The organism is Pseudomonas alkylphenolica (assembly GCF_016009175.1).
GTDB classification, from domain to species: domain Bacteria; phylum Pseudomonadota; class Gammaproteobacteria; order Pseudomonadales; family Pseudomonadaceae; genus Aquipseudomonas; species Aquipseudomonas alkylphenolica_B.
In genome coordinates this window covers 1-23295 of sequence record NZ_JADUCM010000030.1, presented here as the reverse complement: position 1 = coordinate 23295, position 23295 = coordinate 1, and the positions used below count along the sequence as shown (strand labels likewise).

The 23295-nt window shown below is 61.7% G+C and carries 23 protein-coding genes, 5 tRNA genes and 1 pseudogene; 12 read left to right on the top strand and 17 right to left on the bottom strand.

Features of this window, described 5'->3' with window-relative positions; translation table 11 throughout:
• Window positions 1–36 precede the first annotated feature (36 nt).
• The 5 genes from I5S59_RS21120 to I5S59_RS21100 all read right to left on the bottom strand — a co-directional run bounded on the left by I5S59_RS21120 (window position 37) and on the right by I5S59_RS21100 (window position 594).
• Window positions 37–112 (bottom strand) — tRNA-Gly (locus I5S59_RS21120).
• 85 nt (window positions 113–197) lie between these two features.
• A tRNA-Gly gene (locus tag I5S59_RS21115) sits at window positions 198–273 on the bottom strand.
• A gap of 3 nt (window positions 274–276) precedes the next feature.
• Window positions 277–352: transfer RNA gene (locus tag I5S59_RS21110), tRNA-Glu, on the bottom strand.
• An 88-nt stretch (window positions 353–440) separates the two neighbouring features.
• A tRNA-Gly gene (locus I5S59_RS21105) sits at window positions 441–516 on the bottom strand.
• A gap of 2 nt (window positions 517–518) precedes the next feature.
• Window positions 519–594 (bottom strand) — tRNA-Glu (locus I5S59_RS21100).
• A gap of 265 nt (window positions 595–859) precedes the next feature.
• On the opposite strand from I5S59_RS21100, the gene I5S59_RS21095 reads away from it, so the two are divergent.
• The gene (locus I5S59_RS21095; protein WP_197878319.1) at window positions 860–1627 is read left to right on the top strand and encodes a hypothetical protein; all 768 of its coding nucleotides are present in this window, start codon (window positions 860–862) and stop codon (window positions 1625–1627) included.
• Window positions 1628–1763: 136 nt separating this feature from the next.
• Here I5S59_RS21095 and I5S59_RS21090 read toward each other — a convergent pair whose 3' ends face one another.
• Complete coding sequence (locus I5S59_RS21090; RefSeq protein ID WP_197878318.1) at window positions 1764–2246, bottom strand: GAF domain-containing protein; 483 nt, start codon at window positions 2244–2246, stop codon at window positions 1764–1766.
• The gene (locus tag I5S59_RS21085) at window positions 2243–3133 is read right to left on the bottom strand and encodes an ATP-binding protein (protein WP_197878317.1); all 891 of its coding nucleotides are present in this window, start codon (window positions 3131–3133) and stop codon (window positions 2243–2245) included. Before I5S59_RS21085 ends, I5S59_RS21090 begins: the two co-directional genes overlap by 4 nt.
• An 82-nt stretch (window positions 3134–3215) precedes the next feature.
• Between I5S59_RS21085 and I5S59_RS21080 the strand changes: the two genes are divergently transcribed.
• A complete protein-coding gene (locus I5S59_RS21080; RefSeq protein ID WP_197878316.1) occupies window positions 3216–5573 on the top strand; it encodes a hybrid sensor histidine kinase/response regulator in 2358 nt (785 codons plus the stop codon).
• Here I5S59_RS21080 and I5S59_RS21075 read toward each other — a convergent pair.
• Both I5S59_RS21075 and msrB read right to left on the bottom strand, forming a co-directional pair.
• The gene (locus I5S59_RS21075; protein ID WP_197878315.1) at window positions 5566–6051 is read right to left on the bottom strand and encodes a glutathione peroxidase; all 486 of its coding nucleotides are present in this window, start codon (window positions 6049–6051) and stop codon (window positions 5566–5568) included. The two genes, I5S59_RS21080 and I5S59_RS21075, sit on opposite strands and share 8 nt — an antisense overlap.
• Before the next feature lie 15 nt (window positions 6052–6066).
• Window positions 6067–6459 carry a peptide-methionine (R)-S-oxide reductase MsrB gene (msrB, locus tag I5S59_RS21070; protein ID WP_128325983.1) on the bottom strand — a complete coding sequence of 131 codons (393 nt, stop codon included), beginning with the start codon at window positions 6457–6459 and terminating at the stop codon, window positions 6067–6069.
• Window positions 6460–6626: 167 nt separating this feature from the next.
• Here msrB and I5S59_RS21065 point away from each other — a divergent pair, with 167 nt between their 5' ends.
• Both I5S59_RS21065 and htpX read left to right on the top strand, forming a co-directional pair.
• Entirely contained in the window at window positions 6627–7838 is a 1212-nt protein-coding gene (locus I5S59_RS21065; RefSeq protein ID WP_128325982.1) for a pyridoxal phosphate-dependent aminotransferase, read from the top strand.
• Window positions 7839–8063: 225 nt separating this feature from the next.
• The gene (gene htpX / locus I5S59_RS21060; RefSeq protein ID WP_128325981.1) at window positions 8064–8951 is read left to right on the top strand and encodes a protease HtpX; all 888 of its coding nucleotides are present in this window, start codon (window positions 8064–8066) and stop codon (window positions 8949–8951) included.
• A 48-nt stretch (window positions 8952–8999) separates the two neighbouring features.
• On the opposite strand, the gene I5S59_RS21055 is transcribed toward htpX, so the two are convergent.
• The gene (locus tag I5S59_RS21055; RefSeq protein WP_197878314.1) at window positions 9000–9650 is read right to left on the bottom strand and encodes a thiopurine S-methyltransferase; all 651 of its coding nucleotides are present in this window, start codon (window positions 9648–9650) and stop codon (window positions 9000–9002) included.
• A 103-nt stretch (window positions 9651–9753) separates the two neighbouring features.
• Between I5S59_RS21055 and I5S59_RS21050 the strand changes: the two genes are divergently transcribed.
• Window positions 9754–10521, top strand: coding sequence for a DODA-type extradiol aromatic ring-opening family dioxygenase (locus I5S59_RS21050; protein WP_197878313.1), 768 nt, complete (start codon window positions 9754–9756; stop codon window positions 10519–10521).
• A 224-nt stretch (window positions 10522–10745) separates the two neighbouring features.
• Here the strand turns inward: I5S59_RS21050 and I5S59_RS21045 are convergent.
• Together I5S59_RS21045 and I5S59_RS21040 are read right to left on the bottom strand one after the other, a co-directional pair.
• Window positions 10746–12441 (bottom strand): annotated as a pseudogene (locus tag I5S59_RS21045) (DEAD/DEAH box helicase).
• A gap of 322 nt (window positions 12442–12763) precedes the next feature.
• On the bottom strand, window positions 12764–13519 hold the full coding sequence (locus I5S59_RS21040) for a spermidine synthase (RefSeq protein WP_128325977.1): 756 nt from the start codon (window positions 13517–13519) through the stop codon (window positions 12764–12766).
• Window positions 13520–13648: 129 nt separating this feature from the next.
• Here I5S59_RS21040 and I5S59_RS21035 point away from each other — a divergent pair, with 129 nt between their 5' ends.
• Window positions 13649–14995 (top strand): class II 3-deoxy-7-phosphoheptulonate synthase, encoded by a 1347-nt coding sequence (locus I5S59_RS21035; RefSeq protein ID WP_197878311.1) that lies wholly within the window; start codon window positions 13649–13651, stop codon window positions 14993–14995.
• Here the strand turns inward: I5S59_RS21035 and I5S59_RS21030 are convergent.
• The gene (locus I5S59_RS21030) at window positions 14976–16214 is read right to left on the bottom strand and encodes a winged helix-turn-helix domain-containing protein (protein ID WP_197878310.1); all 1239 of its coding nucleotides are present in this window, start codon (window positions 16212–16214) and stop codon (window positions 14976–14978) included. The genes I5S59_RS21035 and I5S59_RS21030 overlap by 20 nt on opposite strands.
• A gap of 57 nt (window positions 16215–16271) precedes the next feature.
• Entirely contained in the window at window positions 16272–16502 is a 231-nt protein-coding gene (locus I5S59_RS21025) for a DUF1127 domain-containing protein (RefSeq protein WP_332262092.1), read from the bottom strand.
• Between the two features lie 97 nt (window positions 16503–16599).
• Between I5S59_RS21025 and I5S59_RS21020 the strand changes: the two genes are divergently transcribed.
• The gene (locus I5S59_RS21020) at window positions 16600–17454 is read left to right on the top strand and encodes a LysR family transcriptional regulator (RefSeq protein ID WP_197878308.1); all 855 of its coding nucleotides are present in this window, start codon (window positions 16600–16602) and stop codon (window positions 17452–17454) included.
• Here the strand turns inward: I5S59_RS21020 and I5S59_RS21015 are convergent.
• Window positions 17444–18193: a sulfite exporter TauE/SafE family protein gene (locus tag I5S59_RS21015; protein WP_197878307.1), complete on the bottom strand. Its 750-nt coding sequence runs from the start codon at window positions 18191–18193 to the stop codon at window positions 17444–17446. The genes I5S59_RS21020 and I5S59_RS21015 overlap by 11 nt on opposite strands.
• Before the next feature lie 109 nt (window positions 18194–18302).
• Here I5S59_RS21015 and I5S59_RS21010 point away from each other — a divergent pair, with 109 nt between their 5' ends.
• The 3 genes from I5S59_RS21010 to I5S59_RS21000 all read left to right on the top strand — a co-directional run bounded on the left by I5S59_RS21010 (window position 18303) and on the right by I5S59_RS21000 (window position 20324).
• The gene (locus I5S59_RS21010) at window positions 18303–19256 is read left to right on the top strand and encodes a LysR family transcriptional regulator (RefSeq protein WP_197878306.1); all 954 of its coding nucleotides are present in this window, start codon (window positions 18303–18305) and stop codon (window positions 19254–19256) included.
• Between the two features lie 58 nt (window positions 19257–19314).
• Window positions 19315–19770, top strand: coding sequence for a MarR family winged helix-turn-helix transcriptional regulator (locus tag I5S59_RS21005; protein ID WP_128325970.1), 456 nt, complete (start codon window positions 19315–19317; stop codon window positions 19768–19770).
• Between the two features lie 125 nt (window positions 19771–19895).
• Entirely contained in the window at window positions 19896–20324 is a 429-nt protein-coding gene (locus tag I5S59_RS21000; RefSeq protein WP_197878305.1) for an organic hydroperoxide resistance protein, read from the top strand.
• Window positions 20325–20386: 62 nt separating this feature from the next.
• On the opposite strand, the gene I5S59_RS20995 is transcribed toward I5S59_RS21000, so the two are convergent.
• Window positions 20387–20956 carry an elongation factor P gene (locus I5S59_RS20995; RefSeq protein WP_107026588.1) on the bottom strand — a complete coding sequence of 190 codons (570 nt, stop codon included), beginning with the start codon at window positions 20954–20956 and terminating at the stop codon, window positions 20387–20389.
• 48 nt (window positions 20957–21004) lie between these two features.
• Entirely contained in the window at window positions 21005–22138 is a 1134-nt protein-coding gene (gene earP / locus I5S59_RS20990) for an elongation factor P maturation arginine rhamnosyltransferase EarP (RefSeq protein ID WP_197878304.1), read from the bottom strand.
• Between the two features lie 122 nt (window positions 22139–22260).
• Between earP and I5S59_RS20985 the strand changes: the two genes are divergently transcribed.
• Both I5S59_RS20985 and I5S59_RS20980 read left to right on the top strand, forming a co-directional pair.
• A complete protein-coding gene (locus I5S59_RS20985; protein WP_197878303.1) occupies window positions 22261–22647 on the top strand; it encodes a hypothetical protein in 387 nt (128 codons plus the stop codon).
• A gap of 4 nt (window positions 22648–22651) precedes the next feature.
• Entirely contained in the window at window positions 22652–23134 is a 483-nt protein-coding gene (locus I5S59_RS20980) for a GreA/GreB family elongation factor (RefSeq protein WP_197878302.1), read from the top strand.
• The last annotated feature ends 161 nt before the right edge of the window (window positions 23135–23295 follow it).

Below are 23295 nucleotides of genomic sequence, written 5' to 3'. Positions count from 1 at the left end.
AAAAGGGACCAGAGGTCCCTTTTTTCGTCTTACGTTTGGAGCGGGAAACGAGACTCGAACTCGCGACCCCGACCTTGGCAAGGTCGTGCTCTACCAACTGAGCTATTCCCGCAATGTGAAGCTTTACCGCTAATCGGCGTGAAGCGCCTTTACGACCTTCACCACCCTGTACCGTCATGAACGCCACAGCTTTATACTGGAGCGGGAAACGAGACTCGAACTCGCGACCCCGACCTTGGCAAGGTCGTGCTCTACCAACTGAGCTATTCCCGCAAATGGCGTCCCCTAGGGGACTCGAACCCCTGTTACCGCCGTGAAAGGGCGGTGTCCTAGGCCACTAGACGAAGGGGACACACAACGCTTTGCAGCGCACCAGGCTTCCTTTCGAAAAATCCTGGATTTCTTTTTCCAGCCCCGCCGTTAAGCGTTGCCGTGGAAACTGGAGCGGGAAACGAGACTCGAACTCGCGACCCCGACCTTGGCAAGGTCGTGCTCTACCAACTGAGCTATTCCCGCATTGGCGTCCCCTAGGGGACTCGAACCCCTGTTACCGCCGTGAAAGGGCGGTGTCCTAGGCCACTAGACGAAGGGGACACACTACAACATTCACTCCCTGCCGCGTTTCGCTGTGTGCTTTACGCTGCAAGTGGCGCGCATTCTATGGATGCTTTGAGAAGCCGTCAACCCCTGTCGATAAATTTATTTAAATCAATGACTTCCCGGCGTTCATCAGGGCGCGCGGGGGGGTTGCGCGCCTGCGCCTTGACGATTATTTTTTGACGACCCTAAACAGCTCTATCCGCCCCAAAGCTAAGCCACTACACTCAAACGGTAAATCATCCTGTATGAGGCGTTAACGGTGACACCACTTATGATCACCCTGCTTATAGTAGCGGGGATCGCGTTACTGATCGTGATCGGCTACCTCAACAATGTGGTCGAGAACAACAAGCTTGAGCGTGCCCGGCTGAAGATCGAGCTGGCCGACCGCTTGCGTCGCTGTGGCGAGATCACCGAGACCTTCCCCGGCCAGCTGATGACCCCGGCCTTGAAGCTGCTGCTCACCCGCCTTGAACTGAACCTTAACCAGCGCCAGCTGGCACTGGATAAAAACAGCCGCGAGATTCGCGCCCGCATTGCCGAGCTCGAAGGCCTGATCGCCCAGGGTGAAGCCTTGCCGGTGAACAACCCGCCCGCCCCGATCCAGACCGAAGCCCGGGCCAAGGACGTACGCTTTCTATTGGAAGGCATGCACAACCAGATCACCCGCGCCGCACAAGAAGGCTTTTTGCCTACAAACGAGGCCAAGTACTGGGTCAAGGAAATTCGCCACATTCTGGTGCTGCTGCACATCGAATTTTTCAACAACCTCGGCCAGCAGGCGTTGCAGCAGAGCCAGCCAGGGCATGCGCGCCTGGCGTTTGAACGCGGCGTTCAATACCTGCGCAAACAACCGGACCCGGCGCTGTACCGCGAGCAGCTCGAGTACCTGGAAAAGCTGCTGGCCCGTGCCAATGCCCAGGTATTGAGCCAGCTAGAGCCGGCAGAAGATGAAGTCAATGAGCTGACCGAAGGCCTGAAGACCGACGGTAGCGAAGACTGGAAGAAGAAGGTCATCTACGACTGATGCTGCCGTCCATGTAGGAGCTGGCGTAGCCTGCGATCGAGCGCGCAGCGGTCGCAGATTCTGTCAGCCTATACGGTCTTCGGGGCTGCTGTGCAGCCCATCGCAGGCTTCGCCAGCTCCTACAAAGGGCGGCTAATCAGCAATCGGTCAGACGCAAGAAGATCCCGGCCAGACGCTCCAGCCCTGCCTGATCTGCTTCAGAGAAGCGCGCCAGTTTCGGGCTATCCAGATCCAGCACGCCAATCAGACGCCCCTCCTTGACCAGCGGTATCACCAGCTCGCTGTTCGATGCGCTGTCACAGGCGATGTGCCCCGGGAACGCATGCACGTCCTCGACCCGCTGGGTCTGGCGACTGGTCGCTGCTGCGCCGCACACGCCACGCCCGAACGGAATCCGCACACAGGCAACCTGCCCCTGAAACGGCCCCAATACCAGCTCTTCATTGCGGTTGAGGTAGAACCCTGCCCAATTCAGGTCTTCGACCTGGCTGTAGAGAAACGCCGAAAACTGCGCGGCATTGGCAATAAAGTCGCGCTCGTCGGCAAACAAGGCTTCCAGCTGTGCAGCCAGCAGGCCGTACCCTTCAAGGCCAGCGCCAGAAGCATTCAGGTCAATCATTTATTTTGCTCCAACAATTGCAGCCCAACCCAGTAACGGGCGAACTGATAGGCACAACGGCCATTACGGTTACCACGGCCGGTTGCCCAGCGCACGGCGAGAATTTCCAGTGCTTCGTCACGCTGCCAGGTCAAGCCGGCGGCGCTGGCCAACTGGCCAATCCAGTGTTCCACCACATTGAGGAAATGTTCCTGGGTGAAGGGGTAGAACGACAGCCACAAACCGAAACGGTCAGACAAGGCGATCTTGTCTTCAACGGCTTCATTGGGGTGCAGTTCACCGTCGACCATCTTCCAGTTTTCATTGTCGCTCTGTTTTTCCGGCACCAAGTGGCGGCGGTTGGAAGTGGCGTACAGCAGCACATTGTCGGGAGCCTGTTCCAGCGACCCATCGAGCACGCTTTTCAGCACCCGGTAATCGCCCTCCCCGGCTTCGAACGACAAGTCATCGCAAAACAATACAAAGCGCTGCGGCAGCTTGCTCAGTTGCTCCACCACCCGTGGCAAGTCAGCCAGGTGATCGCGCTCGATTTCAATCAGGCGCAAACCGGCCCCGGCATGCTCGGCCAGCAGCGCGCGCACCAACGACGATTTGCCCGTGCCCCGCGAGCCCCACAACAAGGCATGGTTGGCAGGCATGCCATCGAGGAACTGGCGGGTGTTGCGACCCAACTGATCTCGCTGGCGGTCTACACCGATCAGGTCCGACAAACGCATGTCGAGGCTGACCTCAAGCGGCAACAGGTAGCCACTGCGGCCATCGCGCTGCCAGCGCGCAGCCAGGCACTGCTGCCAGTCTATCGCTGGCCGTGGCGCTGGCAACAAGGGTTCAAGTCGGGCGAGCACGGCTTCGGCGCGCTCCAGAAAGCTGGTCAATCGAGCGTCCACTACGGATCCTCAGGGCTGATTCAAAGACAAATGCACGGCTGAATGTGTGACAGGGCGTGCCAGCAGCCGGGACTGATCGGCTATGCTTGCGCAGCGCACGGAACGTGAAACTGGCTCGGGACTCATGGATATCAAGTTCACCAATCGCCTGTCCTACAAGCAAGCCCGGCTGACGGTCCTGGTCGGCTTCATCCTGGGTACATTGCTCAGTCTCATTCAGATCGGCATCGATTATGCCAGCGAAGACGCCTCCATCAACCGTGAGATGCGTACCCTGCTGCAAATCAGCCACAACCCGGCCTCGCGCATCGCCTACAACATCGACGCCGAACTGGCCCAGGAACTGACCGGCGGCCTGCTGCAATCACCGGCCATCACCCGCGCGCGCCTGATCGACAACAACGACACGGTACTGGCTGATGTACAGCGCCCGCGCGAGGACAACAGCTACCGCGCCATCAGCGACTTTCTGTTCGGTGAAAGCCGAAATTTTCAGGACCCGCTGTTCCTCAGCCACATGCCCGATGAATACCTCGGCACCCTGTACCTGGAAGTCGACACCTTCGCTTTTGGTGGCCGCTTTCTCAAGCGCGCCGAAGTCACCCTGCTCAACGGCTTTATCCGCAGCCTGATCCTTACCGGCATTCTGCTCGCCCTGTTCTATTTCATGCTGACCAAACCGCTGGTGCGCGTGATCAGCGCCCTGGCCAGCCGCGACCCGCGGCAACCGGAGCAGTCGAAACTGCATTTCCCGCCCGGCCATGAACACGATGAAATCGGTGTGCTGGTGAAAGTCGCCAACCAGCAGTTCGTCAGCATGGCCACGGAAATCCAGCAGCGTCGCGCCGCTGAAAACCGGCTGACCGAATACCTCGGCGAGCTGGAGAACATCGTTTCAGCACGCACCGATGAACTCAAGGCCAGCAACACGCGCCTGAGCCAGTCCAATGAAGAGCTTGAAGACGCACGCCGGCGCGCCCTGGACATGGCCCAGGCGCGGGCGGCTTTTCTGGCCAACATGAGCCATGAGATCCGCACCCCGCTCAACGGCCTGCTGGGGATGATTGCGCTGTCCCTCGACAGCCCGCTCAACGCCGAGCAACGCCAGCAGCTGTCGATCGCCCACGACTCGGGCAAGGTGCTGGTGGAGTTGCTGAACGATATTCTCGACCTGTCCAAGTTCGACGCCGGTCAGCTGGAGCTGGAGCGCATCCCGTTCGACCTCGGTGCCCTGGTCGAGGACACCGCCAACCTGTTGTCGCAGAACGCCGCCGCCAGTGTCGAGCTAACCTGCCTGATCGACCCGGATTTCCCTGCAATGGTGCTGGGTGACCCCACCCGCGTACGGCAGATCGTCAGCAACCTGTTGTCCAATGCCTTGAAGTTCACCCGTTTCGGTCGTGTTGATGTACGCCTGAGTACCTATAAAGGCGGCGTGCGCCTGGATGTCTGCGACACCGGTATCGGCATCGCCCACGAAGCCCAGGCGCGCATCTTCCAGCCCTTTACCCAGGCAGGCGTCGGCATTACCCGGCAATATGGCGGTACCGGCCTGGGGCTGGCCCTGACCAACAACCTTTGTGAGGCCATGCGCGGGCGGCTGAGCATCAGCTCCGAAGCGGGCTTTGGCAGCCAGTTCACCGCCGAGCTGCCATTGCTCAGCCACACCGCAGCGGTACCCGCCGAGCGCCTGTACGGCAACATTGCCGTGCTCAGCGACATCAGCAGCGGCCTGACGGAACTGCTGTCTACCCTGCTCCCGGGCTGGGGGCTGGACGTGCGGCGTTACGACCGCGTCGATCAATTGGTCGCGGCGAATGCCGATCTGGTCATCACCGACGACCTCGACAGCCTGTTCACCCTTCGCCCCGAGGTTATCGCACCGATCCTGCTGGTGACCGCCTACGGAAATTTTCTGCCGGGCGAGCAGGCCGCGCACCTTGCCCCGTTGCAGCAACTGGCCCGGCCACTGGCCCGCAACGCGCTGTACCAGATCTTGCGGCGCAGCCTGCACGGCAAGGACCAAAGCGACGCCCACACCCGAGGGAGTACCCAGCACAGCCGTCGCGCGCGCATTCTGCTGGTGGAGGACAACCCGGTGAACCAACTGGTAGCCAAGGGCATGCTGAGCAAGCTCGGCTGCGAGGTGGCCATCGCCGCTCATGGTGCCGAGGCCCTGGAGCACCTCGAGCGGACCACTTTCGACCTGGTGTTGATGGACTGCAACATGCCGGTCATGAACGGCTATGAAGCCAGCCGACGCATCCGCCAGAGCGGACGCTGGCCAGACCTGCCCATCGTCGCCCTGACCGCCAACGCCATGCCCGAAGAGCGCGAACGCTGCCGCGCTGCAGGCATGAATGACTACCTGGCCAAACCGTTTCGACGCGAAGAACTACTGGCCCTGATCGACCACTGGGTGCCGCTGACCACTACCTGAGCAACGCTTCGATCGAGCCGGCCAGTGCATCGGGCTTGGTGCTCGGGGCGAAACGCGTGACCTTGCCGCTTGCCGGGTCGACGAGGAACTTGGTGAAGTTCCATTTGACCTTTTGCGAGCCAAACAAGCCGGGCGCGCGTTTTTTCAGCTCGACAAACAGCGGATGCGCCCCGTTGCCATTGACCTCGATCTTGGCAAACAGTGGAAAGCTGACACCAAAGTTCAGCTCACAGAACTGGGCGATGTCACGGGCGTCACCCGGCTCCTGCTTGCCGAATTGATTGCACGGAAAGCCCAGCACCACCAGGCCGCGCTCGCGGTAGCGCTGCCAGAGCTGCTCAAGGCCCTTGTACTGCGGAGTAAAGCCGCACTGGCTGGCGGTGTTGACCACCAGCAAGGCCTTGCCGGGGAAATCCCCCAGGTGCTTGTGTTCACCCTTGAGGGTGACGCAGGGAATGTTCAGCAGTGTGTCGCTCATGGTATGCCTCCTCTGTCAGCGTGGAACCAGGTCCAGGCAGACCGAGTTGATGCAGTAGCGTAGCCCGGTCGGTGGTGGCCCGTCGGGAAACACGTGACCCAGGTGTGCATCGCACTGCGCGCAGGTGACCTCGGTACGGATCATGCCGTGGGAGGTGTCGCGAATCTCGATCATCGCGCTGTCTGCAATTGGCGCGTAAAAGCTGGGCCAGCCACAACCGGAGTCAAACTTGGTGGTCGAATCGAACAACGGCGCATTGCAGCAGATGCAGTGGTACACCCCGTCGGTGCGGGTGCTGTTGTACTTGCCGCTGAAGGGCCGTTCAGTGCCCTTCAGGCGGCAGACGTTGTACTGCTCTGGGTCGAGCATTGCGCGCCATTCGTCCAGGGTTTTCTCGATCTTTTCCATATGCAGGCCTCGGCAGACTAAAAACCCCGCGCAGTGTCTTTTCCACAGCGCGGTGGGCACGTATATTATTGCGCCTCATCAGACATCAGTCTGGCACCCGCGTTACACGCATTTCAAACGTTTTCACAGCGCAATGCGCGGCGATCTTTTCTAATCGGGATCACATCATGCAGGTCAGCAAATCGAACAAGCTCGCCAATGTCTGCTATGACATTCGCGGCCCGGTGCTCAAGCACGCCAAACGCCTGGAAGAGGAAGGCCATCGCATCCTCAAGCTGAACATCGGCAACCCTGCGCCGTTTGGTTTCGAAGCGCCGGACGAAATCCTCCAGGATGTGATCCGCAACCTGCCGACTGCCCAGGGCTACAGCGACTCCAAGGGCCTGTTCAGCGCACGCAAGGCGGTCATGCAGTACTGCCAGCAAAAGCAGATCGAAGGTGTCGGCATCGAAGACATCTACCTGGGTAACGGTGTCTCCGAGCTGATCGTGATGTCGATGCAGGCGCTGCTCAACAACGGCGACGAAGTGCTGATCCCGGCGCCGGACTACCCGCTATGGACCGCTGCAGTGAGCCTGGCCGGCGGCAACCCGGTGCATTACCTGTGCGACGAGCAGGCCGACTGGTTCCCTGACCTAGAAGACATCAAGGCCAAGATCACCCCCAACACCAAGGCTCTGGTGATCATCAACCCGAACAACCCGACCGGTGCGGTGTACTCGCGCGAATTGCTGCTGGGCATGCTGGAGCTGGCGCGCCAGCACAACCTCGTGGTGTTCTCCGACGAGATCTACGACAAGATCCTCTACGACGAAGCCGTGCACATCAGCACCGCCGCCCTCGCCCCGGACCTGCTCTGCCTGACCTTCAACGGCCTGTCGAAATCTTACCGGGTGGCGGGTTTCCGTTCCGGCTGGCTGATCATCTCCGGGCCCAAGCACCACGCCCAGAGCTACATCGAAGGCATCGACATGCTGGCCAACATGCGCCTGTGCGCCAACGTGCCGAGCCAGCACGCCATCCAGACCGCCCTGGGCGGCTACCAGAGCATTAACGACCTGGTCCTGCCGCCGGGCCGCCTGCTGGAGCAACGCAACCGCACCTGGGAGCTGCTCAATGACATCCCGGGCGTCAGCTGCGTCAAACCGATGGGCGCGCTGTACGCCTTCCCGCGGATCGACCCGAAAGTCTGCCCGATCCTCAACGACGAGAAGTTCGCCCTCGACCTGCTGCTCTCGGAAAAACTGCTGATCGTCCAGGGCACTGCGTTCAACTGGCCATGGCCGGATCACTTCCGCGTGGTCACCCTGCCACGGGTAGACGACCTGGAGCAGGCCATCGGCCGCATCGGAAACTTCCTGAAGACATATCAGCAGTAACCCACAGGCGTCGCAAAAAAGGCCTGCGTCAACATCGACGCAGGCCTTACAGACCTTTTACCCTGCCCTTATCGTCTCGACACCTTGCCGTGCGGGATGCTGGAATTCGTCTGTAATACAGACAAGTACACAGTTTGAAATAGTCGCCCGGTTGAATCACTGAAGCCCGCGCCTTATATACCCCGCATACGTGACACTTTTATCCGTCAGGAGACCGTAACAACCATGATGCGCATCTTACTGTTTGTAGCCACCAACCTTGCGGTCGTGCTGATTGCCAGCATTACCCTGAGCCTGTTCGGCTTCAATGGGTTCATGGCGGCAAACGGGGTTGACCTCAAGCTCGACCAGCTGCTGATTTTCTGTGCCGTGTTCGGCTTTGCCGGCTCGCTGATTTCGCTGTTCATCTCCAAGTGGATGGCGAAGATGAGCACCGGCACCCAGATCATCAGCCAGCCGCGCACCCGTCACGAACAGTGGCTGTTGCAGACCGTCGAAGAGCTCTCCCGCGAGGCCGGCATCAAGATGCCCGAAGTGGGGATCTTCCCGGCCTACGAGGCCAACGCCTTTGCCACCGGCTGGAACCGCAACGACGCGCTGGTCGCGGTCAGCCAGGGCTTGCTGGAGCGATTCTCGCCCGATGAAGTCCGTGCCGTACTGGCCCACGAGATCGGCCACGTTGCCAACGGCGACATGGTCACCCTGGCGCTGGTGCAGGGCGTGGTCAACACCTTCGTGATGTTCTTCGCGCGGATCATCGGCAACTTTGTCGACAAGGTGATCTTCAAGAACGAAGAAGGCCAGGGCATCGCCTACTACATCGCCACCATCGTTGCCGAATTGGTCCTGGGCATTCTCGCCAGCATCATCGTCATGTGGTTCTCGCGCAAACGCGAATACCGTGCCGACGAAGCCGGCGCCCGCCTGGCAGGCACCAACGCCATGATCGGCGCATTGCAGCGCCTGCGTTCGGAACAGGACGTGCCGGTGCACATGCCCAGCACCCTGAACGCCTTCGGCATCAACGGCGGCCTCAAGCAGGGCCTGGCTGGCCTGCTGATGAGCCACCCGCCACTGGAAGACCGCATCGAAGCACTGCGCCGTCGCGGCTAAGCGATACCGCAACAAAAAAGGGCGACCCTCGGGTCGCCCTTTTGCATTTCAGCGCTGCAGCCGGTACACCCGCTCCAGCAAATGGCTGGCACCGGCCTGTAGAAACCTCGGGCTGTCTGCCAACACATCATGCGAAGCCTGCAACTGCGGCTCCCAGGCAGCAAACAATACCTGCACCTCCTCGTCGGTGACCGCAAAAGGTGGGCCGTCGAGCTGGGACTGGTTGTAGTCCAGGGTGATCAACAGGCCCGCAGCCGATGCCGGCAGGATGGCGCCCAGGTGCTCGACATAGCGCTTGCGCATCTCCACCGGCAGGGCAATCACCGCGGCGCGGTCATACAAGGCCGTGCAGCCCTGAACGTCTTCGGCGCGCAGGGCAAAAAAGTCGCCACAGCAAATTTCGATGTCTTCACAGCGAAACACCTTGAAGGCGCCACGCTGCGACACCTGAGGCACAAGCTGATGCTCGGCGAAGAAGGCTTCCACCGCCCGTTCCGACAACTCCACCCCGAGCACCTGCAGCCCCTGGCCTGCCAGCCAGAGCATGTCCAGGCTCTTGCCGCACAGCGGCACCAGCACCCGCGCCCCGGCCGGGATCACCAACGCCGGCCAGTACTGCTGAAGGTAGGCGTTCACCTGCGGCTGATGAAAGCCGATCTGATTGTTGTTCCAGCGCGACTGCCAAAATTCCGCTTGCATGCCTCACCTCGATAAATTCGATCAAATACCGCGAAAACTTATATTAGATTTAGATCAATGATCTGCCTGAAGATAAGCGCATCTTACCTTCAGGAGCCCTTCCATGCTGCCCAGCCTGTTTATTTCTCACGGCTCACCGATGCTTGCCCTGCAGCCGGGTGCCAGTGGGCCTGCGTTGAAAAACCTGGCGGCCCAGCTCCCGCGCCCGAAAGCCATCGTGATGGTCTCGGCACACTGGGAGAGCCGCGAACTGCTGGTTTCCAGCCACCCGCAGCCGCAAACCTGGCATGACTTTGGCGGTTTTCCTGCCGCACTGTTTGCCGTGCAGTACCCGGCCCCCGGTGAACCGCAGCTGGCCCAGCGCGTGGCCGGCCTGCTCGGCAACGCCGGGCTGGAAGCTCGGCTCGACCCGCAGCGCCCCTTCGACCATGGTGTGTGGGTGCCGCTGTCGCTGATGTATCCACAGGCCGACATCCCTGTCGTACAGGTCTCCCTGCCTTCGCGGATGGGCCCGCAATTGCAGCTGCAGGTTGGCCAGGCACTGAGCGAACTGCGCGCCGACGGCATACTGTTGATCGGCTCGGGCAGCATCACCCACAACCTGGGCGAACTGGACTGGCATGCCGGGCCGGAGAGCGTTGAGCCCTGGGCGTTGGCGTTTCGTGAATGGATGATCGACAAACTGGCGGCCGACGACATGCCGGCCCTCAACGACTATCGCCGGCAGGCGCCGTTTGCCGTACGCAACCACCCGAGTGATGAACACCTGCTGCCGCTGTATTTTGCCCGGGGCGCAGGTGGGCAGTTCGGCATCGTGCATCAGGGCTTCACCCTGGGTGCGCTGGGGATGGATATCTACCGCTTTGATTGAGCGTAGGCCAGGCTTGCCGGCGAACCAGGCGCACCAGGCACACCGCGTGATCGTTCTTCGCGGGCAAGCCTCGCTCCTACAGGGCCTAGCGGTAGCCTCAGCCAGCCCTACGGCATGCCACGGTCTCGTAGGAGCCAGGCTTGCCGGCGAACAGGGCAGCGATGAGGCCCGTGCAGGCAAAAAAAATCCCCGACTCAGTCGGGGATTTTTTTATCACTCGCGGATCAGTCTTCGCGGTAGCGGCGCAGCTTCAGCTGCTTACCGGCAACGCGGGTGTCCTTGAGCTTGGCCAGCAGACGCTCCAGCCCCTCTTCCGGCAGCTCGACCAGGCTGAAGCTGTCGCGTACCTGGATACGGCCGATCGCTTCGCGGGCCAGGCCGCCTTCGTTGAGGATGGCGCCGAGCAGGTTCTTGGCGGCGATACCGTCACGCGCACCCAGCGCGGTACGGCAACGGGCACGACCTTCGCCCAGCGGCATCGGTGCACGACGCTCACGCTCGCCACGCTCTGGACGCTCGCCAGTGCGCTCACGCGGGGTGTAGGTCGGAACCAGCGGCTGCTCTTTCTCGACAGCGTCCAGGGTCAGGGCCTGACCGTTGGTCGCCTTGCGCAGCAGGGCTGCGGCCAGAGCACGCGGGCTGCAACCGATGTCGGCAGTCAGGCGATCCAGCAGGTCGCCATGGGTCGACTCGGCGTCAGCTACCAGCGGTGCCAGGCTGTTGGTCAGCTTCTTGATGCGTGCATCAAGAACGGCCTGGGCGTTTGGCAGACGAACTTCGGCAACTTTCTGACCGGTAACACGCTCGATCACCTGCAGCATGCGACGCTCGCGCGGGGTAACCAGCAGCAGCGCACGGCCTTCGCGACCGGCACGGCCAGTACGGCCGATACGGTGAACGTAGGACTCCGGGTCGTACGGCATGTCAACGTTGAACACGTGAGTGATGCGCGGTACGTCCAGACCACGGGCGGCAACGTCGGTTGCAACGACGATGTCCAGACGGCCATCCTTGAGCGAGTCGATAACGCGCTCACGCTGGTTCTGGGCAATGTCACCGTTCAGCGCAGCAGCTTTGTAGCCTTTGGCTTCAAGGGCGCTGGCGAGGTCCAGGGTGGCTTGCTTGGTACGCACGAAGGCGATCAGTGCGTCGAACTCTTCCACTTCCAGCAAACGCAGGACAGCAGAAACCTTCTGGTCGGCGTGGACCATCAGGTGGGCTTGTTCGATCGCGGTTACGGTCTGGGTCTTGCTCTGGATCTTGACGTGCTTCGGATCACGCAGGTGACGCTCGGCAATCGCGCGGATCGAGGCCGGCAGAGTGGCCGAGAACAGCACGGTCTGACGGCTCTCAGGCATGGCCTTGAAGATGACTTCGAGGTCATCCATGAAGCCCAGCTTGAGCATTTCGTCGGCTTCGTCGAGCACCAGGTGGTTGACGGTTGCCAGAACTTTCTCGTCGCGACGCAGGTGGTCGCACAGACGGCCCGGGGTAGCAACGACGATTTGCGCGCCGTTACGGATTGCTTTGAGTTGTGGGCCCATCGGGGCACCACCGTACACGGCCACCACGGTTACGCCCGGCATTTGCTTGGCGTAGGTTTCGAATGCGGTAGCTACTTGCAGCGCCAACTCACGGGTTGGCGCCAGGATCAGGGCTTGCGGCTCGCGCTTGCTCGGGTCAATGCGGTTCAGGATAGGCAGTGCGAAGGCAGCGGTTTTACCGGTACCTGTCTGCGCCTGACCGATCATGTCGTGACCGGCAAGAATAATCGGGATCGATTGCTGCTGAATGGCGGATGGCTCTTCGTAGCCGGTAGCCAGTACTGCAGCAACAATGCTCGGATGAAGATCGAGAGCGGCGAAGCCGCCGGTTTCCTGGGTCATGGGTCTGCCTCTAAGTGCATCCGCAAAGACCCATGCTCCAAAGCTGCACATGCCTTGTAAGACCCGAAGGTCACCCTGGCAGCTTTGTCGGCGGGGATTTGCGAAAACGATTGAAGAAAAATAGGAACGTCAAGGAGAGTCCGCGAGGCGGACGCGCAGCCGAAGCTGGCTTCGGGGAAATGCACTACCTAAACGAGGTCTGGTAAAAGACCGGCGCGTACTATACCTGAATTCCCCATTCACGGGAGAATTTTTTATCGCAACACGCCAGCGTCAGGCCTGATTACGACGGGCCTGAGCGCTGGGAGACGGCAAATGGCTGAAACGTTTTTCTACTGCCCGCTCAACCACGCGGCTCAGGTGGCCGGGCGAATGGCGCCGATCAGCGTTTGCAACGAGTAACCAAGCTGCGGCGCCAGTGCTTCGGCACGCGCGTTGAGCCCGTCCATGTCCAGCTCCTGATCAAGCTCGGACGGTACCAGGATGATCACATTGCCCTCCTTGACCGGCAGCTCCCAGTAGTGGCGGTGGTACAGGCCACGCAACAGGGCAGCGCCCAGCGGCTTGCCGTCATCACCGGCCCACTGGTTGATCACCAGCCAGCCCCCCGGGTTCAGGCGCTTCTGGCAGTCTTCAAGAAAGCGCCAGGCCAGGTGGGCCACGCCAGGGCCGTGATCGGTGTACAGGTCAACGAAGATCAGGTCGGCCGGCTCGGCGCTGTTGAGCAGCTCCATGGCGTCGCCGATGCGGATGTACAGGCGCGGGTCGTCGTCGAGCCCCAGGTATTCGATGGCCAGGCGCGGCACATCGGGGCGCAGTTCGATGGCCTCGACGTCTTCAAGCGGCAAAAACTTCAGGCACGCCTGGGTCAGGGTACCGGCGCCAAGGCCAAGGAACAGCGCACTTTCGGGCTGCGCATGGCACAGCGCACCAATCAGCATGGCGCGGGTGTAGTCATACTCCAGCCAGCTGGGGTCGGCGGTAAACACACAGCTTTGCTCGATGGCCTCGCCGAACTCGAGAAACCGGTAGTCCTCGACCTCCAGCACGCTGATGGTGCCGTATTGGTCCTGGACCTGGGCCAGCACCCGCTCTTCCCGCTCAACTGTCATGCTGTCTCCCGGCGTGCGCCGCCGTTACAGGCAAAAACCGCTATTGTCCGTCAATGGCGCCAGTGCAACAAGGCATGCTGCAACTGGTACCATGGCAGACAGCCCAATTACGATAAGACCGAGCCTGTGATGAACCAACCCTGGAGCCCTGACAGCTGGCGCGCCCTGCCGATCCAGCAACAACCGAACTACCCCGACGCGGCGCACCTGCTCAAGGTCGAACAAACCCTGGCCAGCTACCCGCCGCTGGTGTTTGCCGGCGAAGCCCGCGAACTGCGTCGACAGTTCGCCGAGGTCACCGAAGGCCGGGCGTTCCTGCTGCAAGGCGGCGACTGCGCAGAAAGCTTCGCCGAATTCTCCGCAGCGAAGATTCGCGACACCTTCAAAGTACTGCTGCAAATGGCCATCGTCATGACCTTTGCCGCCGGCTGCCCGGTGGTCAAGGTCGGGCGTATGGCCGGGCAGTTCGCCAAGCCGCGCTCGGCCGGCGATGAAACCATCGGCGGCATCACCCTGCCCGCTTACCGTGGCGACATCGTCAATGGCATCGGTTTCGACGAAAAAAGTCGGGTACCCGACCCGGAGCGCCTGCTACAGGCCTATCACCAGTCCACCGCCAGCCTCAACCTGCTGCGCGCCTTTGCCCAGGGCGGCTTTGCCGACCTGCACCAGGTACACAAGTGGAACCTGGACTTCATCGCCAACTCGGCCCTGGCAGAAAAGTACAGCCAGCTGGCCGACCGCATCGATGAAACCCTGGCCTTCATGCGCGCCTGTGGCATGGACAGCTCGCCACAACTGCGTGAAACCAGCTTCTTCACCGCCCACGAGGCGCTGCTGCTGAACTATGAAGAAGCCTTTGTGCGCCGTGACAGCCTGACCAACGATTACTACGACTGCTCGGCGCACATGCTGTGGATCGGCGACCGCACCCGTCAGCTCGACGGTGCCCATGTCGAGTTCCTGCGCGGGGTGAACAACCCGATCGGGGTCAAGGTCGGCCCGAGCATGAACACCGAGGAGCTGATCCGCCTGATCGACGTGCTCAACCCGGACAACGACCCCGGCCGCCTCAACCTGATCGTGCGCATGGGTGCCGAGAAGGTTGGCGAGCACTTGCCAGCACTGATTCGCAGCGTTGAACGCGAAGGGCGCAAGGTGCTATGGAGCTCCGACCCGATGCACGGCAACACCATCAAGGCCAGCAGCGGTTACAAGACCCGCGACTTCGCGCAGATCCTCAGTGAGGTCAAACAGTTCTTCCAGGTGCACCAGGCCGAAGGCAGCCATGCCGGCGGTATCCACATCGAGATGACCGGGCAAAACGTCACCGAATGCATCGGCGGCGCCCGCCCGATCACCGAAGACGCCTTGTCTGACCGCTACCACACCCACTGCGATCCGCGGATGAATGCCGACCAGTCGCTGGAGCTGGCGTTCCTGATCGCCGAAACCCTCAAGCAGGTTCGGCGCTGATCCCGCCGCGGGCCAGTGCCACGCGCAAGCGTGCGGCACTGGCCCGCGGGCAGTTCAGTTGCACATCCGCCAGGCCCAGCCAGGCTGCCATGCGCCACAAGCTATCGGCCAGGGCCTGCATCCCGGCCTCATCCAGGCCCGGCGCCTCCTCATGCACGGCATGCACCGCCAGGCGATTGCTGGCCCGCTCAGCACGCAAGTCGACCCGCGCAGCGATGCACTCATTGTGCAGAAAGGGCAGCACGTAATAGCCATACACCCGCTTGTGCGCCGGAGTGTAGATTTCCAGCCGGTAATGAAAATCAAACAACCGCTCGGTGCGTTCGCGCGCCCACACCAGCGAATCGAAGGGCGACAGCAAGGCGCTGGCCGCAACACGGCGCGGCAAACGGGCATCGCTCAGGCAGTAGGCCGGTTGTGACCACCCCTGTACCGAACAGGACTGCAACGCGCCCTCCTCGACCAGTTCGGCAAGGCGTGCGCGGCTATCGCCCGGGCTCAAGCGGTAGTAGTCACGCAGGTCCTTTTCGGTGGCCACGCCCAATGCCGTGGCCGCCTGCAGCAGCAAGCCGCGCTGAGCTTCAACTTCAGTGAGCTGCGGTAGTTGCAGCAAAGCCGCAGGCAATACCCGTTCCGGCAAATCGTACAGGCGCTCAAAGCCACGACGACCGGCGACCGTCACCAGGCCTGCAGCAAACAGCCATTCCAGTGCGTGCTTTTCCGCACTCCAGTCCCACCAGGGCCCGGCCCGCTCCTGCCGGGTCGACAGGCTGCCGGCGCCCAGGGCACCCTGCTCGGTCACCGCCGCCAGCACCCGGTCGATGGTGGCTTGCTGTTCACGGCCAAAGCGCGCCAGTTGCTGGTAAATACCCTGCCCTTGGCGCGCCCGGTCCATGCGCCAGCGCAACAAGGGGTACAGCGACAACGGCAACAGCGAGGCTTCATGCCCCCAGTATTCAAACAGTTTGCGTTGGCGGTTGCGGCCCCAGGCGAGCTGATCGAGCAGCCCCTGTGGATAACTGCCCAGACGCGAGAACAGCGGCAGGTAATGCGAACGCACCAGTGCGTTGACCGAGTCGATCTGCACCACACCCAGGCGCTCGACAACACGCGCCACGTGTTCAGCACGCACCTGTTGCGGCACGCGCGCAGCGAAGCCCTGGGCCGACAAGGCCAAGCGCCGCGCTTGCGTCAGGGATATGGATTGAGTGGTGGGCATGCCCGGTTCCTCCAGAACAGCCCACTTAAGGTAGTAGCGCTGCCACGCGGGCGCGACTCATTTTTTCAACGGGTCGTCCCAGAATGGCCGCTCCACTTCCTGCATCACATCGGCACGGCTCATGCCGATATCGTGCAGCGCTGCGTCACTCAGGCGTGCCAGCTCCATGCGTTGGTAGTGCAACTGACGCCAGCGCGCCAACTGCCCGACTACGTCATGAAAGAGGTGAGACAAGCCGCCGTGGTGCGACGGGGAGTGCATCAGGACCAGCGATTTCTGACCTTTCATCGTCTTGCCCTCCGTGTGGGATGACGACAGTGTCAGCGCAGGCCTAAGATCAATCCAACGAATGTTTCTGATGCCATACATCTAGGGGATTGATGCCTTGTCCCAGTATCAGAGTATCGACTCCGACGTCTTGCGCACCTTCGTCGCCATCGCCGAATACGGCGGCTTCACCCGCGCCGGTGAAGTGGTCAACCGCACCCAGTCGGCGGTGAGCATGCAGATGAAGCGCCTGGAAGAAGACATCATCGGCCGCCAGCTGTTCGAGCGCGACGGCCGCCAGGTACGCCTGACCGCCGAAGGCCAGGTGCTGCTCGGCTACGCCAGGCGCATCCTCAAACTGCACGGCGAAGTGTTCAATACCCTGCGCATGCCGCACATGGTCGGCACCGTGCGCATTGGTACCCCGGACGACTACGCCATGCGCTTTCTGCCGGGCATCCTCTCAAGCTTTGCCCAGGCCTATCCGCTGATTCAGGTTGAAGTGCACTGCGAAAGTTCGCGCCTGCTCATGCAGCGCCAGGACCTGGACATGACCATCGTCACCTGCGAACCCGGCCATGAAGTTGGCCAGTTGCTGCGCCGTGAGCGGGCGGTGTGGGTGCAGGCCCAGGGCTTTTGCCCGCATGAGCACAACCCCCTGCCCCTGGCCGTGTTCAACACCGACTGCTGCTGCCGGACCTGGGCCTGCAACGCCCTGGATGCGGTGGAAAAGGAGTACCGCATCGCCTACACCAGCGCCAGCACCCCGGCGATCATGGCCGTGGTCAGTGCCGGGCTGGCTGTGACGGCGCAACTGCAGAGCCTGATCACCAGCGACCTGCGCATCATCGGCGAGGCCGAGGGCCTGCCGGGCTTGCCGACTGCCAGCATCATGCTGCTGCGCAACCTCAGCAGCCAGTCACAAATGACCGATTGCATGGCCGACTACATCGCCGAAGGCTTCAGATCTTGAACGCCAGCATCACCGCACAGAGCACGAGGAACCCGCAGAACAGTGAACGCAGGACTTTTTCCGGCAAGGCGTGCGCGAGCTTCACGCCCCAGCTGATGCTCAGCAGACCACCGATGGCCAGGGCAATACCCATGTCCCACTGCACATGCTGGTGCACGCCGTAGGTCAGCAGGGTTACCGCCGTGCTGGGCGCGGCCAGGGCCAGCGACAGCCCCTGGGCAACCACCTGGGTGGTGCCGAACACACTGGTCAGCACCGGCGTGGCCACCACCGCGCCGCCGACGCCAAACAGGCCACCAAGCACACCGGCACCACCACCGAGCACACCCAGCCATGGCCATGGGTGACGCATCTCACTGCTCGGCTGTGCGCTGCGCATGAACATCCGCGCCACATTCCACACCGCCAGTGCCACCAGAAACAACACAAAGCCAAAGCGCATGGCCTGGGCATCCAGCCCCACTGCCCAGATCGACCCGAGCCAGGCAAAGACGAAGCCCGCAAGCGCCAGCGGCAACGCGTGCCGCAACTCGATACGGTTACGCTGGTGATAACGCCACAAGGCCAGCAAGACGTTGGGCACCACCATCACCAGCGCGGTGCCTTGGGCCAGTTGCTGATCAAGCCCGAACAGCACCCCGAGTGCAGGAATCGCAATCAGGCCACCGCCGATACCAAACAGCCCGCCTACCGTGCCCAGCGCCGCGCCCAGCGCTATGTACATCGCCCACTCGATCATCACTGCCTCACCAAAAAATCCAATGCATGCATGCTACCGACACGGTGCTAGCGGGGAAACGCACAGCAACGCACAATGGCTGTGCCAATTTCGCAAAGGCAGCGCTTGAATGAACCCCGATGCACTCACCGAACAACTCAACCTCTTCCTCGACGTTATCGAATCCGGCAGCTTCTCGGCGGCCGCCCGGCGCCATCCGCTGACGCCCTCGGCAGTCGCCCGGCGCATCGACAGCCTGGAGAGCGCCGTGGGCAGCCAGTTGTTTGTGCGCAGCACCCACGCGGTGCGGCCGACGCCCGCCGGCAATGCCTTTGCCGAGCGCGCACGGCGCATCGTCGGCGAACTACGCCTGGCTCGCGCCGAGGCGGTGTCGTTGAGCAACGCCCCGGAAGGCATAATTCGTATGGACGCACCGGCCGCCTTCGGCCGTCGTCACCTGGCTCCGGCGATTGCCGATTTTCTGGTCGCTTACCCCGGCCTGGACGTGCAGTTGCGCCTGATCGACAGCTTTGTCGACATGCACGGTGCACACCTGGGCCAGGTCGACCTGGCGCTGCGTGCCGGGCCCTTGGCCGACACCCGCCTGGTAGCCACGCCCTTGGCCAAAATGGTGCGCATTGCCTGTGCAAGCCCGGCTTACCTGAAGCAGCGCGGCATCCCCAAAAGCCCCGCCGAACTGCCTGAGCACGACGGCCTGGACTGGGACGGCCTGGCCCCGCCGTTTGCCTGGCGCTTTAGCGTCGACGGTCAGACGCGCCTGTTCCGCCCGTCGCGGCTGCGCATGAGCGCCAACAATGCCGAGGCACTGCTGTTCGGGGTGCTGGCCGGCCTTGGCATCGCCCACCTGCCCACCTGGCTGATCAGCGAATACCTGCTGCGCGGCGAACTGCTGCCATTGTTTTGCGAAAACGGCCTGCCGGCTGCCGAGTCCAGCGGTATCTATGCCTTGCGCCTGGATCATGAAACGAACTCTCGCAGCCGTTTGTTGCTCGAATTCCTCAAGAGCCGCTTCAGCCCCGAGCCCCCGTGGGACCTGGCGCTGCAAAGCGAGCTGCGCTGGTAGTCAGCGCGCTAATCAACGGCGTGCTAAATTTATTCCACCCATTGACCAAAGGCCTGGCATGAACGCTGATCGCAAAACACCGTGCACCGAGCTGCTGCTGGACAACCAGGTGTGCTTTGCCCTGCACTCCACTTCGTTGCTGATGACCAAGGTGTACAAGCCCCTGCTGCAGGCACTTGGCCTGACTTATCCACAGTACCTGGCCATGCTCGTGCTCTGGGAACAGGACGGCCTGACCGTGGGTGAAATCAGCCAGCACCTGCTGACCGATCCCGGCTCGCTCACCCCGCTGCTCAAACGCCTGGAGGCCGAAGGCTTGCTCAAGCGCACCCGCAGCCGAGAAGACGAACGGGTGGTGCTGGTGCAACTCACCGAGCAAGGTCGCGCCCTGCAAGCCAAGGCGCAAACCATCCCGCCGTGCATCCTGGCCGCCAGCGGGCAAAGCCTGGAGCGCCTGCAACAGCTGCAGGCCGATCTGCTCGAGCTGCGTGCCAACCTGCAAAAAAGCCTCTGACAACTATGCTGTGAATGACCGTTTGTAGACTGGTCGAAATTTATCTTGCGCGCAAAATAATTGCGCGCTAAGTTAATTCCCGTACCCACTCAGCGCCGCGGCGCCCTTCACAAGCGAGGCTCATCATGCAAAAGGTCACTCCGCTGTACATTGCGCACGCCACCTCCACCGGCGGTCGCGACGGCACTTCCGAATCCAGCGACGGCAAACTCAAGGTCAAGCTGAGCACCCCAAAAGAACTGGGCGGCGCCGGTGGTGACGGCACCAACCCTGAGCAAATGTTTGCCGCCGGCTACTCGGCCTGCTTCATCGGCGCGCTGAAGTTCGTTGCCGGCCAGCAGAAAAAAGCCCTGCCCGCCGACAGCTCAATCACCGCTGACGTCGGCATCGGCCAGATCCCCGGTGGTTTTGGCCTGGATATCGACCTGAACATCAACCTGCCAGGCCTGCAACAGGCCGAGGCGCAAGCGCTGGTAGACGCAGCCCACCAGGTCTGCCCTTACTCCAACGCCACCCGCGGCAACGTCGATGTGCGCCTGCACGTCACTGTCTGAGGGTAAAACCCAGGCATAAAAAAACCCGGCCAAGGCCGGGTTTTTTGTGCGAATCGCCAGAATTACTTGGCGCGGCCCTTGTAGGAACCACCTTCGCGGGTATCGATCTCGATCATGTCGCCGATTTCGATGAAGTCAGCAACGCTCAGCTCGGTGCCGTTTTTCAGTTTGGCAGGCTTCATGACCTTGCCCGAAGTGTCGCCGCGAGCGGAACCTTCGGTGTAGTCAACCTGGCGAACGATGGTGGTCGGCAGTTCAACCGAAACCAGACGGCCTTCGAAGAACACGGCTTCGCAAACGTCGGTCATGCCTTCTTCGATGAACGGCAGAACGGCTTCGATGTCTTCGGCGTTCAGCTCGTACATGGTGTAGTCGGTGGTGTCCATGAACGTGTAGGTGTCACCGCTGATGAACGACAGGGTGGCTTCTTTACGGTCCAGGATCACGTCGTCCAGCTTGTCATCAGCCGAGTAGACGGTTTCAGTCTTGTAGCCGGTCAGCAGGTTCTTCAGCTTGGTCTTCATGATCGCGCTGTTACGGCCCGACTTGGTGAATTCCGCTTTCTGAACCAGCCACGGGTCGTTGTCGATCCGCAGTACGGTACCAGGTTTCAGCTCTTTACCAGTTTTCATTGCGAGATATCCGAATTTGGATGGATTTACAAAAATCGAGGCCGCGTATCATAGCGAATTTCGGTAAAACTGTACCAGCGCCGTGGCAAGGTCCGGCTGAGCGGCCTGTACGGCGCTCCAGCGACGGGCATGCTGATCGAGCTCGGCCCAGTGTTCGAGCACCTGCTGCCAGGCCTGGCCCATGTCGCGGTCCATGTTCCAGGCGCGCCACAAATCGACGATGGCGACTTTGGCCGCGGGCGAAAGCCCTTCGACGTAGTGGTCGAGGAACGCCTCGAGTTTTTCCCAGTGGGCGTACTCTTCCTGCACATAGATGTGCCACAGCAGCGGGCGCGCAGCCCATTGCGCCCGCACGAACGAATCCTCACCGCGCACGGCGTTGAAATCACAGCACCAGAGCAATTGATCGTATTCATCCTGGCTGACGAACGGCAGGATCTGCACCGTCAGGGCCTCACGCACCACCACACTGCCCGCCTGCAACGCGTCCACGCCCAACCAGGCCTGCACATCGCCGAGCACACGGCCCTCGGGTACCAGCAAGTGGTTGGCGCGGCTGTCGCTGGCCAGGGCATCGAGCCAACTGGCCAGGGCCGGGTTTTCGTAGGCGAACAACGAGATCAGCCGGGCATCGCTGGCCGGCGTTACGCCCAGCCCCTGCAAGAATGCCTGGCGCGCCGCCGGGTTCTGCTCGAACGCGTCGCGCCGCGCCAGCAGTGACGCCTCGCGCAGCAGGCCTCCGGTTTTGGCGGTAAAACCAGGGAAGAAAAACACCTTGCGCAGGCCATTGGGCTGCGGGGATGGCAAGCCATGGCAGCCTTCGACCCAGTGTTCGGCGCTGAGGTACTCGAGGTTTATCCACAGCGGCGGGCGCGGGCTGTCGACCATGGCCTGCACATAAGTGGCAGGCAACTGACAGGCGAACGCGCCGATGACCACATCCGGCACCGATGTCGCTTGCCAGTCAGGCAGCCAGTGGCATACCTCCACGCCCTGTTGCCACTGGCGCGCTGCCTGGGTGTCGGCACCGGGGCACAGGCGTGCAAACGCAGTGAGGTCATCGACCCACAGCCGTACCGCCAGCCCGTGTTCGGCCACCAGCTGCCGGGCCAGGCGCCAGGTCACACCGATGTCGCCGTAGTTATCGACGACACAACAGAAGATGTCCCAGTCTGCTTTCATTGCTGGCCCCGTGAAAAAAGTGCCGATTGTCCGGGTAAATCATCGCAGACAAAAGCGCGGCACGAAAAAAACCCGTTGCAGCATGCCACAATGAACACTCCGGACCTGGCCAGGAGGCCACCATGCCCCGCCCTCGTGAATTGAAGATCACCCTCAAGCCTGTGCAATTGATCCTCTGTGTTGCCCTGGGCCTCTGGCTCGGCGCACTGGCCATTGCCGTCAGCCTGTGGCTGGCCGGGCGTCTGCTGCCTGAACAGGTGCAACCCTTGAGCCAGCTGGTGATGCCGCCTGCGCCCGCTACCGCCCCGGCCGCTACGCCAGATTCGCAAAGCCAGATGTTTGAACAGTACAAGCAGATCCTGCACAAACAGGAACTGCAGCAGGCCCAGGATCAGGCCGAAGCCAGTACGCGCAACCTGTCCAACCCCAAGTGCCAGTTCTGGCTGCAACAAAACCGCACCGCACCGACTGAAAAAAGTCGCGCCCTCGTCCTGGAATTCTGCAACTGACACCATGAACAAAGCCGACTTGCTGCAACGCATCATCGACACCCTCAGCATCGACCTGGACGTTGCCCAGCGCGCCGCCCAAACCGCGTATGAAGCGGCCACGGCCGAAGAGAACATCGCCGAGAACAAGTACGACACCCTGGGCCTTGAGGCCTCTTACCTTGCCACCGGGCAGGCCCGGCGCATGGAAGAGATTCGCCAGGCACGGGCGGCGTATCAGCAATTGCTGCTGCGTGAATACGACCCGGTGCGGGGTATTCAGGTCAGTAACCTGGTGACCCTGGAGGCTGAAGATGGCAGCTGCCAGCAGCTGTTTCTCGGGCCTGAAGGCGCCGGCCTGAAAATTGGCCAGGGTGAGCAGCTGGTGACGGTCATCACCCCGCGCTCGCCGCTGGGGCAGAGCCTGCTCGGCAAGGTTGAAGATGAAGAGGTGAGCCTGGTGCTCGGTGGTGTGCGCCAGGAATACCGGGTGGTGCAGGTTTGCTGATTGTGGGAAGGCTTCGCCTTCCATCGCAGGCTCCGCCAGCTTGTGTCTTCACATGCCTTTAAAATCAGAGGTGAGAGCGGTGGATGGCAGACTGATAGCCAGCAGTGCCCTAGAGCACGAGTAGGAGCATAGTCGCCATCCACCTCTCACTCTGGCCCGAA